Origin of the sequence: Butyrivibrio sp. WCD3002 (genome assembly GCF_000424265.1) — a bacterium.
GTDB lineage: Bacteria > Bacillota > Clostridia > Lachnospirales > Lachnospiraceae > Butyrivibrio.
Window position 1 is genome coordinate 72,031 of the sequence record NZ_AUJO01000007.1, and the last position, 17,640, is coordinate 89,670.

Consider the following 17,640-nt stretch of genomic DNA (forward strand, 5'->3'; position numbering starts at 1 on the left):
AGGAATACGATTATGGATATGATGATTCAGAATTTTGAGCTGATAATGTTTATAATCGCCATGATAATTGCAGCAGAGCTAATTTTGCTTGCTTTTGTCATCTTTCATAAAAAGAAAGGCAGGAAGAAAAAGCATAAAATATATGATAACTACAATGTAAATGAAACAGAAAGGGCATCCAAGAACGAGGATGAATATGGATTTGTTTTTATTGATCTCGATGAAGATGATGATTTACACTTCGATTTTATGTAAGGAACGGAGGTATTAGGATGGGATTGTTTGCAAATGTGTTAGGACAAATGAGTTCTTCGAGCAAGAAGACATTTACCAAAAGCTATAAAACAGCAGTAATTGGTTTTAAATCTATAGAAAAGTCTTATCGAAGGGATTCTGGCAGAAATCCTTTTAAGAATCACGAGCATTTCAGGAGCTGGTATATTCAGAAATATGGCGCGGTTGATTTGGATAAATTATAAAAAATGAAAAAAGTTTATCAAATGGACTTTATATGTCCAGTTGATGTGATATACTGCTAAATGTAACAAAGATATTCAAGTTGCTCGCTATGAGCAGAAAGGAGGACGATCATGAAACACATGACGACTTTTGCAACTATTAACTTAACAAATGACAGAGGCATGATTGTCCGCCGTCTATTTTCCTGATTGTTCAATCAGACTATTCATGGATTATTGATATGGTAGGACAGATGTAAGCCTCTGAGTATTTAGGAGGTGTTTTTTGTGTGCTCAAAAATACGAAGAACACTTCTGCGGAGGTTTTATTTTGTTACCAGTAAAAGGAATTTATACAGAAGCACATATTATGTGCAATCAGGAGCTGGAAGGCTCTAGTGTGGATCAGTATGCCCTTGCACAGGTGCAGATGATCTGTGACAACAAGGCTTCAGAAGACTCAGTAATAAGGGTTATGCCTGACGTTCATCCGGGAAAAGTGGGGCCGATTGGACTTACCATGACAGTGGGAGAGAGGATTCTTCCTTCACTTGTGGGCATCGATATTGGCTGCGGAATGCTTGCAGTGAAGCTTGGAAAGATCCGTGGTGACTTTCAGAAGCTGGACACAGTTATAAGAGATAACGTGCCGGTGGGATTTAAGATAAGAAGCACTGTGCACAGAGCTGCTGATTTTGACTTGGAGTGGCTGCGCTGCTATAAGCACATCCGTAGTGATAAGGCTCTTTTAAGCATAGGTACACTTGGCGGAGGTAATCATTTTATAGAGCTTGACCAGGATGAAAACAAGGAAGTCTATATGATCATCCACTCCGGTAGTAGGCACTTAGGAAAAGAAGTAGCTGAATACTACATTTCTGCAGGTCAGAAGAGTCTTAAAAAGCAGGGAATAACAGATGTTCCCCATGAGATGACATATCTCACAGGAGATTTAATGGAAGACTATCTTCATGATCTAGAGGTAGTTCAGGAATATGCTGGCCTAAACCGCAGAGTTATTGCTTCAGAAATCATAAAAAGTATGAAATGGAAGGAAAAGGATGTGATTTCCTGCATACATAACTATGTTGATTTTTCGGAGGGAGTACCTGTACTCAGAAAAGGGGCTATATCAGCCAAAGAAAACGAGGATGTAATTATACCCATCAACATGAAAGATGGAGTAATCCTAGGAAAAGGTAAGGGTAACGCAGAGTGGAATAATTCAGCGCCACATGGATCAGGAAGAATTGCATCCAGAGAGGTAACTAACAACACGCACACAGTATCTGAGTTTAAGGCGTCAATGAAAGGAGTTTATTCCACATGCATAAGCAAGGATACTTTGGACGAAGCCCCTTTTGCATACAGGGGAGTCGATTACATAAAAGAGACCGTTGAGGATACTGTAGCTATCAGTAAGATCCTTAAGCCTATTTATAACTACAAGGGAGGAAATGCATAAATGATATTACAGATAAGCTCAGGCATGGGACCTGTTGAATGCAGGGCTGCTGTTGGAGGAATATATAAAGCTCTGGAAAAGGAATTTCAGGATATAGAGATGATAACCGCAGTAGAAGGTGAGGTGTATGGAGCTTTTTCATCGATTATCTTTTCTACAGAGCGGGATCTTTCAGAACTTGAAGGAACAATGCAATGGATTTGCAAGAGCAAGTATAGACCGGGGCATAAGCGAAAAAACTGGTTTGTAGATGTAAGTATTATTCCGGAATCAGAAGAAATCAGTGAAACACTGACAGCAGATACATTAAGAATTGAAAAATTTCATAGTGGTGGTCCTGGAGGGCAGAATGTTAACAAGGTTGAAACCGGAGTAAGAATCATTCATCTGCCTACAGGAATCACAGTATCGTCAACAAGGGAACGCTCACAGTTTGCAAACAAGCAGGATGCCATGAAAAAGTTGTCCGCTGTTTTAAGAGAAATGAATGCGACAAGTAGGGACAGACAGAAGAATGATGCTTGGAGTAAACATGCGCAAATTGTGCGCGGAAACCCTATACGTGTATATGAAGGTGAGAACTTTAGACTTACCTACGTTAATGAAGAAGAGGAGAACGATAGTTTATGAATTTACCTATAACAGTAAACCAGGAAGACTTGCTGGAAATACTACTTAACATAGCACCGGCGCGTCCTGTATTTATTTGGGGAGCGCCTGGTATTGGAAAGTCAGCACTTGTGGAAGAGTTTGCAATTGAGGTTGGGCTTGAGTGTGTATCACTTCTCGGAAGCCAGCTGGCTCCTGAGGATATCATCGGAATCCCACAGATAAGAGGAGAGACATCAGAGTTTTTGCCTCCAAAGATGATTGCAAGAAAAGAGCCATATGTGCTTTTCCTTGATGAGCTTAATGCCTGCTCACAGGAGGTACAGAAAGCATTTTACAGCCTTATCTATGAAAGAAGGATTGGAGAATATCATCTTCCGGAGGGAAGTATTGTAATCGGTGCTGGAAACAGAACACAGGATGCGGCTATTGTAAAGACTATGTCCAGCGCACTTATTAACAGAATGTTTCATGTTCAGTTAAAGCCTGATGTTAAGAATTGGCTTACATGGGCCTATGGAAATGGAATCCACACTTGGGTTACTGATTACATCAGCCAGCGCCCTGATCACCTTTTTGCAGAGCCTCCAAAGACAGAGGAACCATTTTCTACACCAAGATCATGGCATATGCTGAGTGATGCACTTAAGGAATTTGGAGCCGGGGAGAAGGACATCCCAATAGAGACAATAAGGATGCTTGCATATGGCAGCATTTCAGCAAGCCATGCAGGAATGTTTGCGGCATTTGTAAAGCAGCTCGATAACAAGTACCTTCTTGAGGATATCATCAAGGGCGAAGCAAGATGGCCTGATAAGCCTGAGGACAGGGATGTTCTTTACTTCCTTGCACAGTCTTTCAGAGCGAGGATCCTTCATGATCTTCCTCAGCAGAAATCTGAGATTGATAAGAAGACACAGTATTTTGCTCACAGGGCAAAGTCTCTTTTGAAAGAACTTGCACAGATCAATTATGAGCTTGCACAGATGGTGGTATCTGACGATGACGGAAAGATCCTTCCCGAGTGGTTCATGATCGAGATTGTAAGGGATCTCCCAAGGCTCGTTGCACAGGAGAAGAACAAGGATGGGAAGACAGCATAAAGAAAGAGAAGATTTTAATTTAGTTCAATTAAACAAGGGGATAGAAATTGTGGAAGGGAATGATGTGTTCCGCCACTTTGTACTTTACAATCTTAGGATTGTAGGAAAGAACGAGCTTGGCAGGAAAACACCGGCCTGTTCAAAGGCTGATGGTACGGTTTTGGTCAATAAAAGCGTTTCCCTCCCACCAAAACACTGGGCTTATGCCATTGCACATTGCATACTTCACAACTGTTTCGGACATTATGATCTCGATAAAGTACCTGGATATATAGAGGAAGATGCTTCAGGAAACAAGGTAAAAAAGGCCAGATTCAATAAAAAGTTGTGGAATGTTGCCTGTGATATATATGTAGACCGGTTCCTTCATGACATCAAGCTTGGAGAAACACTTAACCAGTCTCCTGTTGGAACCATTCCTTTCAGTATTATGGAAGATGAAAATAAGATCTATGAGTATCTTCTGAGAGAACACTGGGATGAGGACAATCATATTTATGGTGTCGGAGCAATGGACTCGATGGACATGGTGGGGCTTGATGTTCCTATCGAATATGGCATAAACAGATGGGGAGAGCAGGAGAAAAACGAGTTTGCAGCAGATTTTGCTTATTATCTTGCAAAGTCAGTTTCGGGAGTTATCAACTATGTAGCAGATCATGAGAATGATGATTCTTTCGGAAGACAGATAGCGGGATGGTTTATCAATGCTTTCCCGTTGTTGGGGGCTATAGCAGCGTCTTTCAAGATTGTTGATGATATCGAAGAATGCAGGAAGTATGACATCAGCATAGCTGCAGTGGATGCTTATGAAGGAATCATCTATATAAACACTTCAAAGAATCTTTCTGAGAATGAATGGAGATTTATCATGGCTCATGAGTTTCTTCACGCTGCACTTCTCCATCATACTCGTTCTGCAGGAAGGGATCCGTATCTCTGGAATATAGCCACTGACTACGTGATAAATGGATGGCTTTTCGAGATGCAGATAGGAGTGATGCCTGAAGGTGTCTTATATGATTCTGCACTTAAGAACAAGTCTGCTGAAGAGATCTATGATGAGATAATCCGCGATATGAGAAAGTACCAGAAGCTGAATACGTTTAGAGGAAATGGTCGTGGGGACATCATGGGAAGAGGTAAGCCCGGAGGTTTTGGAAAGGCAGGGGGCGGTGTTTCACTTGATGAGTTCTATAGAAATGCTCTTTCTCAGGGACTTGAATATGAAACAGCAAGAAGAGGAAGAGGCTTTATCCCTGCAGGGCTTGTAGAAGAAATAAGGGCACTGGCTGTCCCACCTATTCCGTGGGATGTAAAACTCTCTGAATGGTTCAATGCTCATATCAGACCGCTTGAAAAGCACAGAAGCTATGCACATCCAAGCAGAAGACAGAGCTGCACTCCGGATATTCCGAGGGCAAGATATGTGGTTACAGAATCTGCAGATGCATCAAGGACTTTTGGTGTAATCATAGATACTTCCGGTTCTATGGAGCCTTCAGAAATAGGAAAAGCACTTGGAGCAGTAGCAAGCTATGCTGCTTCAAGGGACGTTCCTGCTGCAAGAGTCATCTTCTGCGATGCGAATGCATATGACGCAGGTTACATGACACCAGATGACATAGCTGGAAGAGTAAAAGTGGTCGGAAGAGGCGGAACTAAACTTCAACCGGCAGTTGACCTTCTGCAGAGTGCACAGGATTTTCCAAAAGATGGACCGGTACTCATTATCACTGATGGATGGATTGAAGAACATCTTGATGTTAAGAGGGAACACGCATACATTCTTCCTGCAGGATGCAGATTGCCATTTAAACCGAGAGGAGATGTGTTTTACATGTAGTGGGCACATATGGACAGATGGTGGCCATGTCATATCTTATAATTAATATATAGGGATGGTTGAGCCAACTGCTTTTGCAGAGAAGGGATGACATGTGAGAAAAGAAGAAAGCAATTACCAATATGGATTTAGTTTATCTTCTGCAGATGAAAAGAGAATCGAAACAAAGCTGAATTGGAATCGAACGATTATCCCTGGCAATACATTTACGATTACCAGGGGCTTCGGATCAAGTTTATTTATGATGACATGGGATGAATGGGAACTATTTGAGAATATGCTTGATTCTTTGCCAATGGACGCTTCTGAAAAAAGAATTTTGGTGAGATATTTTATTGCCAGTGCAACGGATACATTTGTTGATAATCAATGGGTAATGATGTTGCCAATGGATTTAATAAGGTTTGCTGAAATAAAAAAAGGGGCAGTCATCAGAGGAAAGGCGGGATTTGCTCAGATCATCAGTTCAGAAAACGCGGAAAGCATTGACTGTATAAGTGGTGTTGAGGAATTAAGGGCAAGACTCATGTATCAGGCTGCATTGATTGATGTTGGAAAGCTAAAGAAGCTATGATGGAGGTGCTATGCAGATAATAACAGGAAAATATAATACAGCGAAGGTTTTCATAGATAATTGCGAAGATACATGTATTGAGCAAATAAGAAGCTTGCTTGATCAGGAGCCTTTTCGCGATGCTAAGGTCAGAATAATGCCTGATTGTCATGCTGGAAAGAGTTGCGTTATAGGGTTCACGGCAGATTTGGGAGATAAGATTATTCCAAATATCGTCGGTGTAGATATTGGCTGTGGAATGCTGACTGTTGAGCTGGGAAAAGTGGATATAGATTTTGTCAGGCTTGATGAAGTAATCAGGACTTATGTGCCTTCCGGTAGAGAAGTCAATGAAGGCAGACTCATGAGATTTCCAAAGATCCAGGAAATGAGATGCTTCAGAGAACTTGAAGATACAAGAAAGATGGAGCGAGCTATAGGGTCCCTTGGCGGAGGGAATCATTTCATAGAGATAGATACTGATGAGGAAGGCAATAAGTACCTTGTAATTCATACTGGGAGCAGGCAGCTTGGTATTCAGGTATGTGATATTTATCAGAAACAGGCTATTGGTATACATACTGGCAAAGAAGCGCTTTGGGACGAAGAAGAGCGAATCAAGAAAGAATATAAGGCTGCTGGTAGGAGAGCAGAAATCCATGATGTTATTATGGAACTTCATAGAAATTTCAGGCAGACATCTCCGGATGTTCCGGTGGACTTATGTTTCCTTACTGGCAAGTATAGTCAGAACTATCTTTATGATATGAAGATATGTCAGGAATTTGCTGATGAGAACAGGCACATGATTGCAAAACAGATAATTGAACATTATGGTTTTAATCCTGTCAGTGAATTCACAACAGTTCATAACTATATTGACCATGAATCCAATATCATACGTAAGGGTGCGGTTTCAGCTAAGGTTGGAGAAAAACTGCTTATTCCAATCAACATGAGGGATGGTTCGTTGATATGTATAGGTAAAGGCAATGATGATTGGAACTGCTCAGCTCCTCACGGCGCAGGAAGACTTTATTCCAGAACAGAAGCTTTCAATAGATTTACTGTTGAAGAGTTTGAGAAAACCATGAAAGACGCAGGTATTTATACTACTTGTGTTAACCATTCCACTCTTGATGAGAGCCCATTTGCATACAAGGGTATGGATGATATTGTTGAAAACATTGAACCTACTGCAGATATTGTAAAGGTAATTAAACCAATTTACAATTTCAAGGCTAACAGTACAACCATTAAAAAGACAGAAAGACAAATACAAAAGGAAGCGCTAGCTGAGGAAGAATAGATATCTGCACGTAGGAGAAAAGGACGAATGTATAGTGAGGAAATTACATGTTAGTTGAAAATATAGTACAAACTATTACTGAGTATCTTGATAAGGAAGAACTGCATTATGAGTATATTGAGGACATCCATCGTTTTGACCTTTGTTTTAAGTTGGACGATTCTGTGACCTGCAAAACTGATATAAGGCTGTTGGTTGATGAAGAGGGTTCTGATTGCTTAATAGTAGGTAGTCCTAATCTTGGAGCTATTTCAAAGAATAAAACAGAATTGATAATGCTGCTGTTTGCAATTAATAGCCAAGCCAGTAGAGGAATTTGGCAAATAGATGAAGATAATGAAGTCCGGTATATACGTACATTGCCGTTGGAAGGTGATGCAGTTTTAACAGATGAAATGCTCGAGACCTTTATTTATAGTGTTCCACAAATAGTGGATAGATATGCTGATTCTATAGCGGCAGTATCGATGGGCCTTTCAACATCAGAAAAAGAATTAGAATCTTTATACAACGAAAGTGAAGATGTTGCAGAGACTTCTTATAATGAATCTTCTGACACTCGGGAATCTGATGCTATGGAAGGGATACTTCTATGGATCAATGATCAGAGAAAGGCTTATACTAACCGAGTCACAGCCGAGACAATTATAAAAAAGGTATGTGATAAGTATGGGATTAGTGAAGAAAAAATCAGATCAAATAATAGAAACTCTGAAACACTTCTTCCCAGACGGCTAATTATGTACTTTTGCAGTGAACTGGCTGATATGTCTTTGGAAGAAATATCGTGCGTTTTAGGAAAAAGAAATCATACTACTGTAATGAATGGAATAAACAGAATAAAAGAACAAAAGAAATCAGATAGCGAATTAAGTAATTCAATTGAAGAAATTGAAAGAGAAATACGCCAAAATTATTAAAAACGCTTGAGATGGACCTATTATGGCCATCTCATTATTTATCATTATCTCTAATAAGGTTCTCTAACAACAACTTAGAACAAATAATATTGAAAGGAACATTGGTAGTGTCTGATAGTTGTTGATTCTAATGGTCGGAATAGGATATCAAAATACCTTATTTAATAGTATCATTGTAACTTTTTTGGCTATTATACCAATAATAAATGGAATTATATAGCACAAGACATAATACCATAAACCAAGTGTATCTTTGACAACGTTATTGGCTATCCCTTCAATTATTCCCCTAAAGAAAACATCTCCAATTGCACCCAGAATGCCATGCTTTGATAGCTCTTTATCGATTCTCCTATCGCGTTCTTTGTTTATAAGACTAATTATTGTGTGTCTAAAAAATACTTATTCCAACAATAATGCTTATTATTTGGATTATCATATTTTTAAAACCTCCAAGTGATTGGTTCTCTATATGTTATAATTTTTATATCAAGATTACGTTATTTATATGATTATAAATAACTACTGTCAATAGCAAATAGCAAAGAGGGTATTAGTTTATTAAGTATGACAGATATTTGATTCTAACTTTTTACGAGGTAAGTGCATATGAATAATAATGTAAACATCAGGAAATATGAGATTACAGATAAGGGTGCTGTAGAAAAACTTATGCAGCAGGATCAGCAATACCACATTAATGGTGATCCCGATTTTTTCGTTCCAGTTCAAAACTACTATGAAGATGATTTTTATGAGGATTTATGTGATGAAAATCCGTGCTTTGCATATGTTGCAGAAGCGGATGAAAATGTTGTGGGCTGCATTATTTGTTTTTATGATGATGTAAATTCTCATGATCAGATATTCCAGAATAATATTATGATAGCTGAGATTTTTGTCGGTGATGATTATAAGCGCCGGGGAATAGCAACAAAATTGTTCGAAGTGGTTAAGGCTAAAGCAGAGGATGAAGGGATGGACTTCATAACATTAGATGTTTATGATTTCAATACGGCTGCAAAAGCGTTTTATGAATCTGTTGGGCTGACTACAAATAGAGAATATATGAAGCTGTCTATAACACCAAAAAAGGATGCAAGAATACTGGATAAACAGCGCTATCATATTGAACATGAATTTTTACGAGATTATTTTTTTGAAGAAGGGCAGAGTTTTATTGCAAACCTAAGTAAGGAATACCTTTATTACACATATTGTCATCATTTTGGAAGACATTATAGTAGCAGTGATTTTAACTGCGAAGAAAAAAGATATGACGGATATAAGCTTTCTATAATAACACTTCCAAAAGAAAAAATTCATATGCTTTGCCGGAGAATTGTCTATTACTACACGGATGACTTCTCGGACTATGCTATGTATACAGTTGAATATGACAATGAACTTAGAGGATATTTCTTGTGTGAGTGGCAAGAATATGAAGGTGGGTTCAATCATATTAATCACGGCGAAATTGCGGACTCTGAAAATGATCAGCTGGCAAAAATTAGAAAACTGATTGGAGCGCGAACCAATGGGAATGCCAGTATGGGCATGGTAAGTACTTCCGTCTCTAAGGATAATGATGAAATATTTTTTGATGTTGCGATAGAAAGTGCTATTGAGGAAGCTTTTGAAGGTCTTGAAATTAGTTATAACAAGGAAAATGATGAGGGAGATACAATATATAAATTCTTTTTCGACTTCGATGGGCAGAATATTCCTTTTATGATAGCTCGATTTGCAGATAGCATTAAGGCACTAGCATATATTGAATGTGACAGTGGAGTGAATAATAATCTGGAGATGCTCAAGTTTTTGAACTATATGAATGGTGCAATAAAATATGTAAAATTTGAAAGCGATGAAGATGGAGTGAGCATTTCTTATGATTATATGGTAGGGAGAAGAGCTGTATCACAAGGAGAGGCAGAAGAAATCATTCAATGTCTAATTACAATATGTAACCTATATCAGGTTTTGATAAGATATGTTGCTGAGGGTAGTATTACTGCTGATGAGGCTATTAAAAAAGTAGAAAATGATAATTATCGGAAGGATGGGCAGCATGTGTCCATCCTTTTTTTATAATTAATATATAGAGTACTTTCAAGACAGGTTATTGGGAAGGAGACTAGCATATGCGAAGAAAATATATTGATATCTACAACCCCATTGATTTAACTGACGGTGTAAGAATGACAACGTTAAAGAATGTCCCACCGCTGATAGTAAAGAGAATTGGGCATATGTTATCGGACCCATTATTGGTTATGATCAAAAGAAATATGGAAAAGGTAACGTCAGACATTATATATCAAGACATAAGAAAAACAAATGTTGAGGGGCAGAAAAACAACTGATAAAGCATGACAATGCGGCACAAAAGCATTAGAAATAACTAAATATGCTAACACCAAAATGAGAGGAGAATGCATATGATAGGAGCTATAATTGGCGATATGGTTGGAAGCCTGTATGAATTTGACAATATAAAGGATAAAAGGTTCTTTTTCCTAACAAAGTACAGCTTACCGACAGATGATAGCATTATGACAATTGCTATTTCTAAAGCATTATATGATTTTGTGGAAATCCCTATTGATAGCGAGGAAAAGGAAAAAGCGCTATATGATGCATGTGAGAAGTATATGGTCTCGTATGGAAAAATGTATCCTGATGTTGGATACGGAGGAAGATTTAGAAAATGGCTAAAGAATCCTAATAGAAAACCTTATGAAAGTTATGGGAATGGCTCCGCTATGAGAGTATCACCGGTTGGATGGTTCTGTGACTCTCTGGAGGAAACTCTTAAGATAGCGAGAATTACTGCCTTACCTTCACATAATCATCCGGAAGGAATAAAAGGTGCGCAGGCTATTGCTGCAGGTATTTATCTTTTGAGAAGTGGAAAAACAAAAGATGATGTAAAACAGTATATATCATCAACCTTTGGATATGATCTTGATAGAACTATTGATGAAATTCGCCCTACATACACATTTCATGTTTCATGCCAGAGATCTGTCCCGGAAGCAATTATCGCATTTCTTGAAGGTACATCCTATGAGGATGTTGTAAGAAATGCTGTATCAATCGGCGGTGATAGTGACACCATAGCATGTATGGCAGGGGCTCTGGCAGAAGTAATATATCCTATTCCAGAGGAGATAAGAAATAGTGCTGCTGAGAACATTGCTAGATATCACATGATAACAAGTGAAGACCTTGTCTATTATAATTCGGTTGTTATGCCCATGAAAAACAAAATTTTTGGAGAACAGGTATTTTCGATTTGAAATTATTGAGAAATAGTCAGCGTAAAAATGATATAAAACGACTACTAATAATTATTGATATGCAGAAAGAGCTGATTGCCTTGAAATCTGAATCCGATCCAGACGAAGCAAATTCAGTAGTTGAGTCAATAAAAAAGAAAATAAAAGAATTTGATAAAGATAACATAATAGCATGCCGGGAAACAAAAGGAGACTATTGTCAAGGTAACCCCGAGTGGGAAATTGAGGACGGTATATCAAAGGCAATATATGGTGCTCGTATCATTGATAAAGGAAATGATTTTTCATATGAACTAGCAAAAATCATTGAAGAGGAAGTGTCACAAACAAAGCTAGAGATTGAAATTGTAGGAGCTCTGCTTGATAGGTGTATTATTTCAAATGCATTTCTATTACGTTTGATGGTTCCTGATGCAAAGATACGTGTGGATTTGAATTGTTGTCTGGCTACTGATATCGTTTGCCAAGATGAAGCCGTCAGAGTAATGGAAAGATGCGGAATTGATGTTTTATAAAACCGCTAATGGACTTACGAAAAGAAAGAAGGGAAAGGATGATTGCTGATAATTCACAGACAAAAGAAGGTATAGAAATTAGATGCATCAAACTACAAGAACTAAATAGCGTGCTGGATATTGAAGAATGCTGCTCACTTCCTAAAGTCCCCAGCGATAGAGAAAGAATATTGAAAACAGTAACGTTGGTCCCTGAAATGACTTTAGTGGCAGTAGAAACAGCAACAGGAAGAGTCGTTGGCTTTGTTCAAGGATTTCCCACATATGAAAGAACGTTTCGAAAAGCATTTTATAAGGATTCTGCTTTTTATAACCCCAATGGAGATACGTTAGTAATTATGGCGGTAAATGTAATTCCAAATTATCGTGGCGCTGGAATAGAGAAGCAACTGGTCTATACTCTTTGCATCAATGAATTTCAGAACGGAAGAAAAAGGGCTGTTCTGCTTTGTCATCCAATGAAAGTCCACATGTTTGAAAAACTTCGCTTTAATGACCTGGGAAAGACAGATATAAGACGCGGCGGTAAGATGTGGCATGAGATGCGTCTTTCGATGGAAAAATGGGGAGTCATGAAATGTGATGCGTGCGGCAATACTTCTCCAATGACACTTTACGATAATGGGTATGATTATTGCTGCGAATTATGTGGAAACAGGACGGATAATGAAACTGGCAAATTACATTCCGTTCTTGATGATTCCGAGGATGACATTATTTTTTGTGAGTAGCCATGGGACAATGATGATTCGGATTTGAAATACTACAGTGGAGGCCCCCTTTAAGAAGGGCAATCACCATAAAAAAGAGAAGAATCCTCAAAAGATTGTTTTAAAATATCGTCAAAAGAAAAAAGAGAAGCATATAAGGAAAAGGAATCGTCGGCAAAAAAACAAAAGCAAATATTTAAGGAATGGCTAAGAAGTTGTTGATGGCTGAGATTATTTAATACATGAGGAAGGGAATTATACTATGTGTCTGGTTGGATTCGCGGAAAGATTACGGAGTGATTATAAGAAAATTAAGAGTATAGTTGAAACAACTGTAGATCCTAAAAAGCCACGTCTTGATTTGAAAGCTATTCGTGAGGAGAGAAATAGGCTGGCGGAAGCCAGCAATAAAATGAGATGACTATCCATGTACTGATAATCGTGGATTTCTCGTTATTGAAAAGCAATATGGGTTGGTAGCTGCCCATGCTGGTTGAAATTGGTGGTGTTACTATTGGGGGATGGGTTGTGATTATAAAGAAGTATGTGGGAAGAACAAATGAGGACGCAGAAAAAAAGGCTAGGGCAGAACTGGGCAAGGATTACTACATATTATATTCTCGTCAGATCAAGAAGCATTTTTGGAGTTTTCTGACACCTCCTCAAATAGAGATTACCGTTGCGATGGAGGATGACAAGACTGCACCAAAACCTCCAAAAAGCGAGCCTGTTTATTCCAATGCGCAGGAAAAAAAGAGAAGAACTTCGCAAATGCTTCAAGACAATGGAAACAGCTCAAATGCAGATAAGGCTGATGAAAATGTTCAGATAAAGCTAATAGAGGCAATTGATAATCTAAATAAGAGTATTGCTTCACGTGGAATACCGAATGAAGCTGATGGTTCAGGCAAGGAGATAGCGTCAGATATTGATGATAAAAAAGCCAAATCTGTTGAGGCTATTGGTTTTCTAAGGGTTTTATACAAAAATTTATTGGCCAGTGAGGTTGATGAGATTTATATAAATGAACTGACAAATATCTTTGAGAGAAGCGAATCTAAAGGTATAGACTCAGTTGATAGGTTCTTGGATATCGTTTATGAAAAGATGGTAATAAAATGCGGTGTGGCAGAACCAATATGCCTTGATGAAAATATGCGAAAACTTAAGGTGTTCTTAGGTCCTACCGGAGTGGGGAAAACAACGACAATAGCTAAATTGGCTGCTGAACTTGTAACAAGCAATAAAAAAGTCGCTATGGCGACCATTGATACCTATAGAATAGGGGCGACTGAGCAGCTTAGAATATATGCCGAACGAATGTATACTCCGTTTAATGTTATTTACTCATCTGATGAATTGTTCCAGACAATACAGCTTTTTCAGGAATATGATTATATTTTTTTAGATACGGCAGGGCACAACTTTAGCAACAATTATTTGAGAAACAGGATGTTTTCAATTATTGAACCGGTATTGGATCAAATAGAAACAGACATATATTTGGTTTTGTCATCTACAACGAGTTACAAAGAACTCATAGAGATAGCTGATGCATATGCGGAATATTTCGACTATAGGATCATCTATACCAAAGTCGATGAAAAGCCCATACTGGGAAACCTATATAATCTTAAGCAACATACAGGCTCTCCTATATCATATTTGACATATGGCCAGACAGTTCCCGGTGACATTTGTGTTTTTGACCCGCAAAAGCTTGTAAGGACTCTTCTAGGAGCACAGAGTTATACAGCCGATATGGATATATATGATAACGATGGACATCAGTAATGATTATTGTAGGATAGATCGCATTATGATGGAACTGGCACTCCTATCATATAAACCACCTTAAGTGATCAGATGATTTCTTTGAAGGATTAATTCGATGTATTACAAACACACCTTCACCTTTGACATCTAATCTGAAAAGTTTTAAGGTCAGGTAGTTTAAAACAAAGTCAGGCGACCTAACAATGATTTTGAGAAAGTTCTAAAAACTATAGTTCTTACGAATAATCATATGGTTGTTTATGCTTTTTTAATAAATAATGTTCGTGATTATATATTAAAAATATTAGATGGTGATATAATTGGAAGTGGGGATTCCTTGTGGGATTCCCGCTTTTTTTATAACAAAATATTTGTGGTAAAGGTCATAATGTGTCCAATGTAATTGCTACTATTAATTCAAAACAAAACAGGTGAGGATATGTTAGAAGAGCGAGAGGGAAAAAGCAGCAGAGCTTTGTCGATTTATTCAAGGCTTATGAATGGCAGAATTATCTATAAGGCTGAGGAAGCTGAACGCTTTGGTGTATCAGAAAAGAGTATTCAGAGAGATATTGAACAGATAAGAATGTTTCTTGATAACCAGGCAGTTACAGATGGTATTCCTAACAATCTTATTTATGATTACTCGATAAAGGGGTACCGGATTGAGCAGGCAGATAATCTCAAGCTCACAAATGATGAAATTCTTGCCATATGTAAGATTATCCTGAGCAGTAGGGCATTTTCAAAAAAAGAGATGGGTAACATCTTAGATCGGTTAATAGAATGTTGTGTTCCAATAAAGAATCAGAAGCTTGTGAATGATTTGATGAGAAATGAGAGATTCCATTATGTTGAATTAACCCATAAGCAGAAAGTGTTGGATAAAATGATGCTTCTCGGGAATGCTATTCACTCTCAGTTATTAATTGAATTTGATTATCAAGGAATACAAGGGCACACACCCAAACATAGGGTGGTTGAACCACTGGCAATTTTGTTTTCAGAGTTTTATTTTTACCTTGCAGGTCGGATCAGGAATATTGACAAAGATACTGCATTTGCGGAGCCAAATGATGCATACCCGACTATTTATCGTATAGATAGAATTAAGAAACTTGAAATGACAGAAGAGCATTTTTCAACTCCGTATCGAGATAAATTCGAAGAAGGTGAGTATCGAAAGAGAATCCAGTTCATGTATGGTGGAAAACTCCGGAAGGTTAAGTTTGAATACACAGGATATTCAGTTGATGCTGTTTTAGATAAGCTTCCCACAGCAAAAGTTTTAAGTGAAGTTGATGGTAAGTATTTGATTGAAGCTGAAGTTTTTGGTGATGGAATAGATATGTGGCTTAGAAGTCAAGGTGAAGCAATAAAACTTGTATAGTCACGAATAGAGATGGAGTTGGTAATGCAGGAAACATCATTTGTGGGCAATTTAAATAAAGATTTTGATATCATTCCGGAGGACAATGTATTTCATAGTATATGGAATGAATATGAAAGAGTTTTAATTCAAAGTCTTATAACAGCATTTGCTTTAGATTTTCTAGTTAAAGATCAACATGGGGGAGATGTTGATACTGTAAACAATGTCAGGAAAATAGGCTCAGACCCTTTGATGAAATACAAAAATGCCACGAATGAAGATAATTATAATGCGCGTGGAGACTACGATTCGATAGCATACCACACACATGAAGGGTTCATGCAAACTAAGAGAAATGCGCGTAATGCTTTTGACAAAGATGGGACAAAGGTGGCGGATGCATATGTTGATGGTAATGTCCTGATCCCAAGAAACAATAAAACGATTCCGAGAAAAAATCAGGGACAACTAGATCATGTATTATCTGCGCATGAAATTCATAATGATAGAGGGCGGGTTTTGGCCGGATTGGATGGTGTGGATCTTGCAAATGACCCTTCGAATCTTAGGTTTACCAATGCTGATTTGAATCTAAATAAGAGGGATATGACTGTTGAAGAATATATAAAATGGTGTGAAGATAATCTCGAAAAGGTAAATCAAGGGGGAAAAAAGGGAGAACCTTTATCTGATGAAGTCAAAGCAAAACTTAGAGAAGAGTATAAAAGAGCGAAGAAGGAATATGATGCAAAAATAGCCAAAAAGTATTATACAAGTCCACAATTCATAAAGGATACTGCTACAGTAGCTGCAAAGCGTGGCGCAGAGATGGGAATACGACAGGCATTAGGATATGTGTTTATGGAGATTTGGTTTTGTGCCAAGGAAGAATTACAGGCAATTCCTGCCGGACGAGATCTGGATGACATTATAAGTGCCATAGGTGTAGGAATTAAGAGGGGACTTGAAAGTGCGAGACGAAAATATAAGGAGATAATTGCAAAAATTGAAGAAGGTTTTGTAGCTGGAGCACTTTCAAGTTTGACTACTACATTGTGTAACTTTTTTTTTACTACAGCCAAGAATATTGTTAGATATATACGTCAAGCTTATGCATCGGTTGTTCAGGCTGGAAAGGTCCTTTTTTTTAATCCTGATGGGTTGTTACTTGGAGATAGAATTAAATCTACAGCTGTTATTCTTTCTACCGGGGCGAGCGTTATAGCTGGTACTGCCGTGGGTGATCTTATTGCAAAAACACCTATAGGTATGTTGCCAGAGGTGGGGCAAATAGTTATAACATTTTGTTCAAGTTTGGTAAGCGGGTTATTATCATGCTCTCTTTTGATATTTATGGATAGAAGTAAATATATAAATTCTGTAGTCAATAAACTTAATGAAATGGGATCAAGAGTAAATAGCTATCGAGAAATGGCTGATGCGCTTGAGACTATTTCAGCTGAGCTTGCTGGTTTTGACATTAAGCAGTTTAGAAAAGATGTATCCACATTTGAGGCTTTTGCTGATGATGTAACTAGAATTAGTGATTATGAAAAACTAAATCAATTATTAGGAGAGTTGTTAAGTAATCTTAAGGTTGAAATACCCTGGGACGGTGACTTTGATAGTTTTATGCAGAATAAGAATAATCGTCTTCGATTTAGTTGAATGTTCAAAATTATTACCAAATCGCATGTTAAAA

At 37.9% G+C, this 17,640-nt stretch carries 16 protein-coding genes; all 16 read left to right on the forward strand.

The window, feature by feature from the left end:
- Positions 1-12: 12 nt before the first annotated feature.
- Positions 13-255 carry a hypothetical protein gene (locus G608_RS0109690; protein ID WP_026495862.1) on the forward strand — a complete coding sequence of 81 codons (243 nt, stop codon included), beginning with the start codon at positions 13-15 and terminating at the stop codon, positions 253-255.
- A gap of 573 nt (positions 256-828) precedes the next feature.
- Positions 829-1,923 carry an RNA-splicing ligase RtcB gene (locus G608_RS0109700; protein WP_051209165.1) on the forward strand — a complete coding sequence of 365 codons (1,095 nt, stop codon included), beginning with the start codon at positions 829-831 and terminating at the stop codon, positions 1,921-1,923.
- Complete coding sequence (prfH, locus tag G608_RS0109705; protein ID WP_026495865.1) at positions 1,924-2,553, forward strand: peptide chain release factor H; 630 nt, start codon at positions 1,924-1,926, stop codon at positions 2,551-2,553. It abuts the gene before it with no gap.
- Complete coding sequence (locus G608_RS0109710) at positions 2,550-3,635, forward strand: AAA family ATPase (protein WP_026495866.1); 1,086 nt, start codon at positions 2,550-2,552, stop codon at positions 3,633-3,635. Before prfH ends, G608_RS0109710 begins: the two co-directional genes overlap by 4 nt.
- 49 nt (positions 3,636-3,684) lie before the next feature.
- Positions 3,685-5,481 (forward strand): vWA domain-containing protein, encoded by a 1,797-nt coding sequence (locus G608_RS0109715; RefSeq protein ID WP_196810173.1) that lies wholly within the window; start codon positions 3,685-3,687, stop codon positions 5,479-5,481.
- Positions 5,482-5,575: 94 nt separating this feature from the next.
- Positions 5,576-6,055, forward strand: a complete 480-nt coding sequence (locus G608_RS22440; RefSeq protein ID WP_051209110.1) for an MraZ N-terminal domain containing protein — start codon at positions 5,576-5,578, stop codon at positions 6,053-6,055.
- Between the two features lie 10 nt (positions 6,056-6,065).
- The gene (locus tag G608_RS20725) at positions 6,066-7,343 is read left to right on the forward strand and encodes an RNA-splicing ligase RtcB (RefSeq protein ID WP_051209113.1); all 1,278 of its coding nucleotides are present in this window, start codon (positions 6,066-6,068) and stop codon (positions 7,341-7,343) included.
- A 47-nt stretch (positions 7,344-7,390) separates the two neighbouring features.
- The gene (locus tag G608_RS0109730; RefSeq protein WP_026495868.1) at positions 7,391-8,263 is read left to right on the forward strand and encodes a helix-turn-helix domain-containing protein; all 873 of its coding nucleotides are present in this window, start codon (positions 7,391-7,393) and stop codon (positions 8,261-8,263) included.
- A gap of 609 nt (positions 8,264-8,872) precedes the next feature.
- A complete protein-coding gene (locus G608_RS0109735) occupies positions 8,873-10,357 on the forward strand; it encodes a GNAT family N-acetyltransferase (RefSeq protein WP_026495869.1) in 1,485 nt (494 codons plus the stop codon).
- 50 nt (positions 10,358-10,407) lie between these two features.
- Positions 10,408-10,629: a hypothetical protein gene (locus G608_RS0109740; protein ID WP_026495870.1), complete on the forward strand. Its 222-nt coding sequence runs from the start codon at positions 10,408-10,410 to the stop codon at positions 10,627-10,629.
- Positions 10,630-10,704: 75 nt separating this feature from the next.
- The gene (locus tag G608_RS20730; RefSeq protein ID WP_051209115.1) at positions 10,705-11,565 is read left to right on the forward strand and encodes an ADP-ribosylglycohydrolase family protein; all 861 of its coding nucleotides are present in this window, start codon (positions 10,705-10,707) and stop codon (positions 11,563-11,565) included.
- Positions 11,562-12,080 carry an isochorismatase family protein gene (locus G608_RS0109750; RefSeq protein ID WP_026495871.1) on the forward strand — a complete coding sequence of 173 codons (519 nt, stop codon included), beginning with the start codon at positions 11,562-11,564 and terminating at the stop codon, positions 12,078-12,080. Before G608_RS20730 ends, G608_RS0109750 begins: the two co-directional genes overlap by 4 nt.
- Positions 12,081-12,088: 8 nt before the next feature.
- The gene (locus G608_RS22445; protein ID WP_081677380.1) at positions 12,089-12,811 is read left to right on the forward strand and encodes a GNAT family N-acetyltransferase; all 723 of its coding nucleotides are present in this window, start codon (positions 12,089-12,091) and stop codon (positions 12,809-12,811) included.
- 465 nt (positions 12,812-13,276) lie between these two features.
- Positions 13,277-14,584, forward strand: coding sequence for a flagellar biosynthesis protein FlhF (flhF, locus tag G608_RS20740; protein ID WP_051209120.1), 1,308 nt, complete (start codon positions 13,277-13,279; stop codon positions 14,582-14,584).
- Between the two features lie 478 nt (positions 14,585-15,062).
- Entirely contained in the window at positions 15,063-15,956 is an 894-nt protein-coding gene (locus tag G608_RS0109770; protein WP_242829369.1) for a helix-turn-helix transcriptional regulator, read from the forward strand.
- A 24-nt stretch (positions 15,957-15,980) separates the two neighbouring features.
- A complete protein-coding gene (locus tag G608_RS0109775; protein ID WP_051209123.1) occupies positions 15,981-17,606 on the forward strand; it encodes a hypothetical protein in 1,626 nt (541 codons plus the stop codon).
- The last annotated feature ends 34 nt before the right edge of the window (positions 17,607-17,640 follow it).

Coding starts and splice junctions, on each gene's coding strand:
- G608_RS0109690 (WP_026495862.1), top strand. CDS start 13: ATGGATATGATGATTCAGAATTTTGAGCTGATAATGTTTATAATCGCC.
- G608_RS0109700 (WP_051209165.1), top strand. CDS start 829: ATGTGCAATCAGGAGCTGGAAGGCTCTAGTGTGGATCAGTATGCCCTT.
- prfH (WP_026495865.1), top strand. CDS start 1,924: ATGATATTACAGATAAGCTCAGGCATGGGACCTGTTGAATGCAGGGCT.
- G608_RS0109710 (WP_026495866.1), top strand. CDS start 2,550: ATGAATTTACCTATAACAGTAAACCAGGAAGACTTGCTGGAAATACTA.
- G608_RS20725 (WP_051209113.1), top strand. CDS start 6,066: ATGCAGATAATAACAGGAAAATATAATACAGCGAAGGTTTTCATAGAT.
- G608_RS0109730 (WP_026495868.1), top strand. CDS start 7,391: ATGTTAGTTGAAAATATAGTACAAACTATTACTGAGTATCTTGATAAG.
- G608_RS0109735 (WP_026495869.1), top strand. CDS start 8,873: ATGAATAATAATGTAAACATCAGGAAATATGAGATTACAGATAAGGGT.
- G608_RS0109740 (WP_026495870.1), top strand. CDS start 10,408: ATGCGAAGAAAATATATTGATATCTACAACCCCATTGATTTAACTGAC.
- G608_RS20730 (WP_051209115.1), top strand. CDS start 10,705: ATGATAGGAGCTATAATTGGCGATATGGTTGGAAGCCTGTATGAATTT.
- G608_RS22445 (WP_081677380.1), top strand. CDS start 12,089: ATGGACTTACGAAAAGAAAGAAGGGAAAGGATGATTGCTGATAATTCA.
- flhF (WP_051209120.1), top strand. CDS start 13,277: ATGCTGGTTGAAATTGGTGGTGTTACTATTGGGGGATGGGTTGTGATT.
- G608_RS0109770 (WP_242829369.1), top strand. CDS start 15,063: ATGAATGGCAGAATTATCTATAAGGCTGAGGAAGCTGAACGCTTTGGT.
- G608_RS0109775 (WP_051209123.1), top strand. CDS start 15,981: ATGCAGGAAACATCATTTGTGGGCAATTTAAATAAAGATTTTGATATC.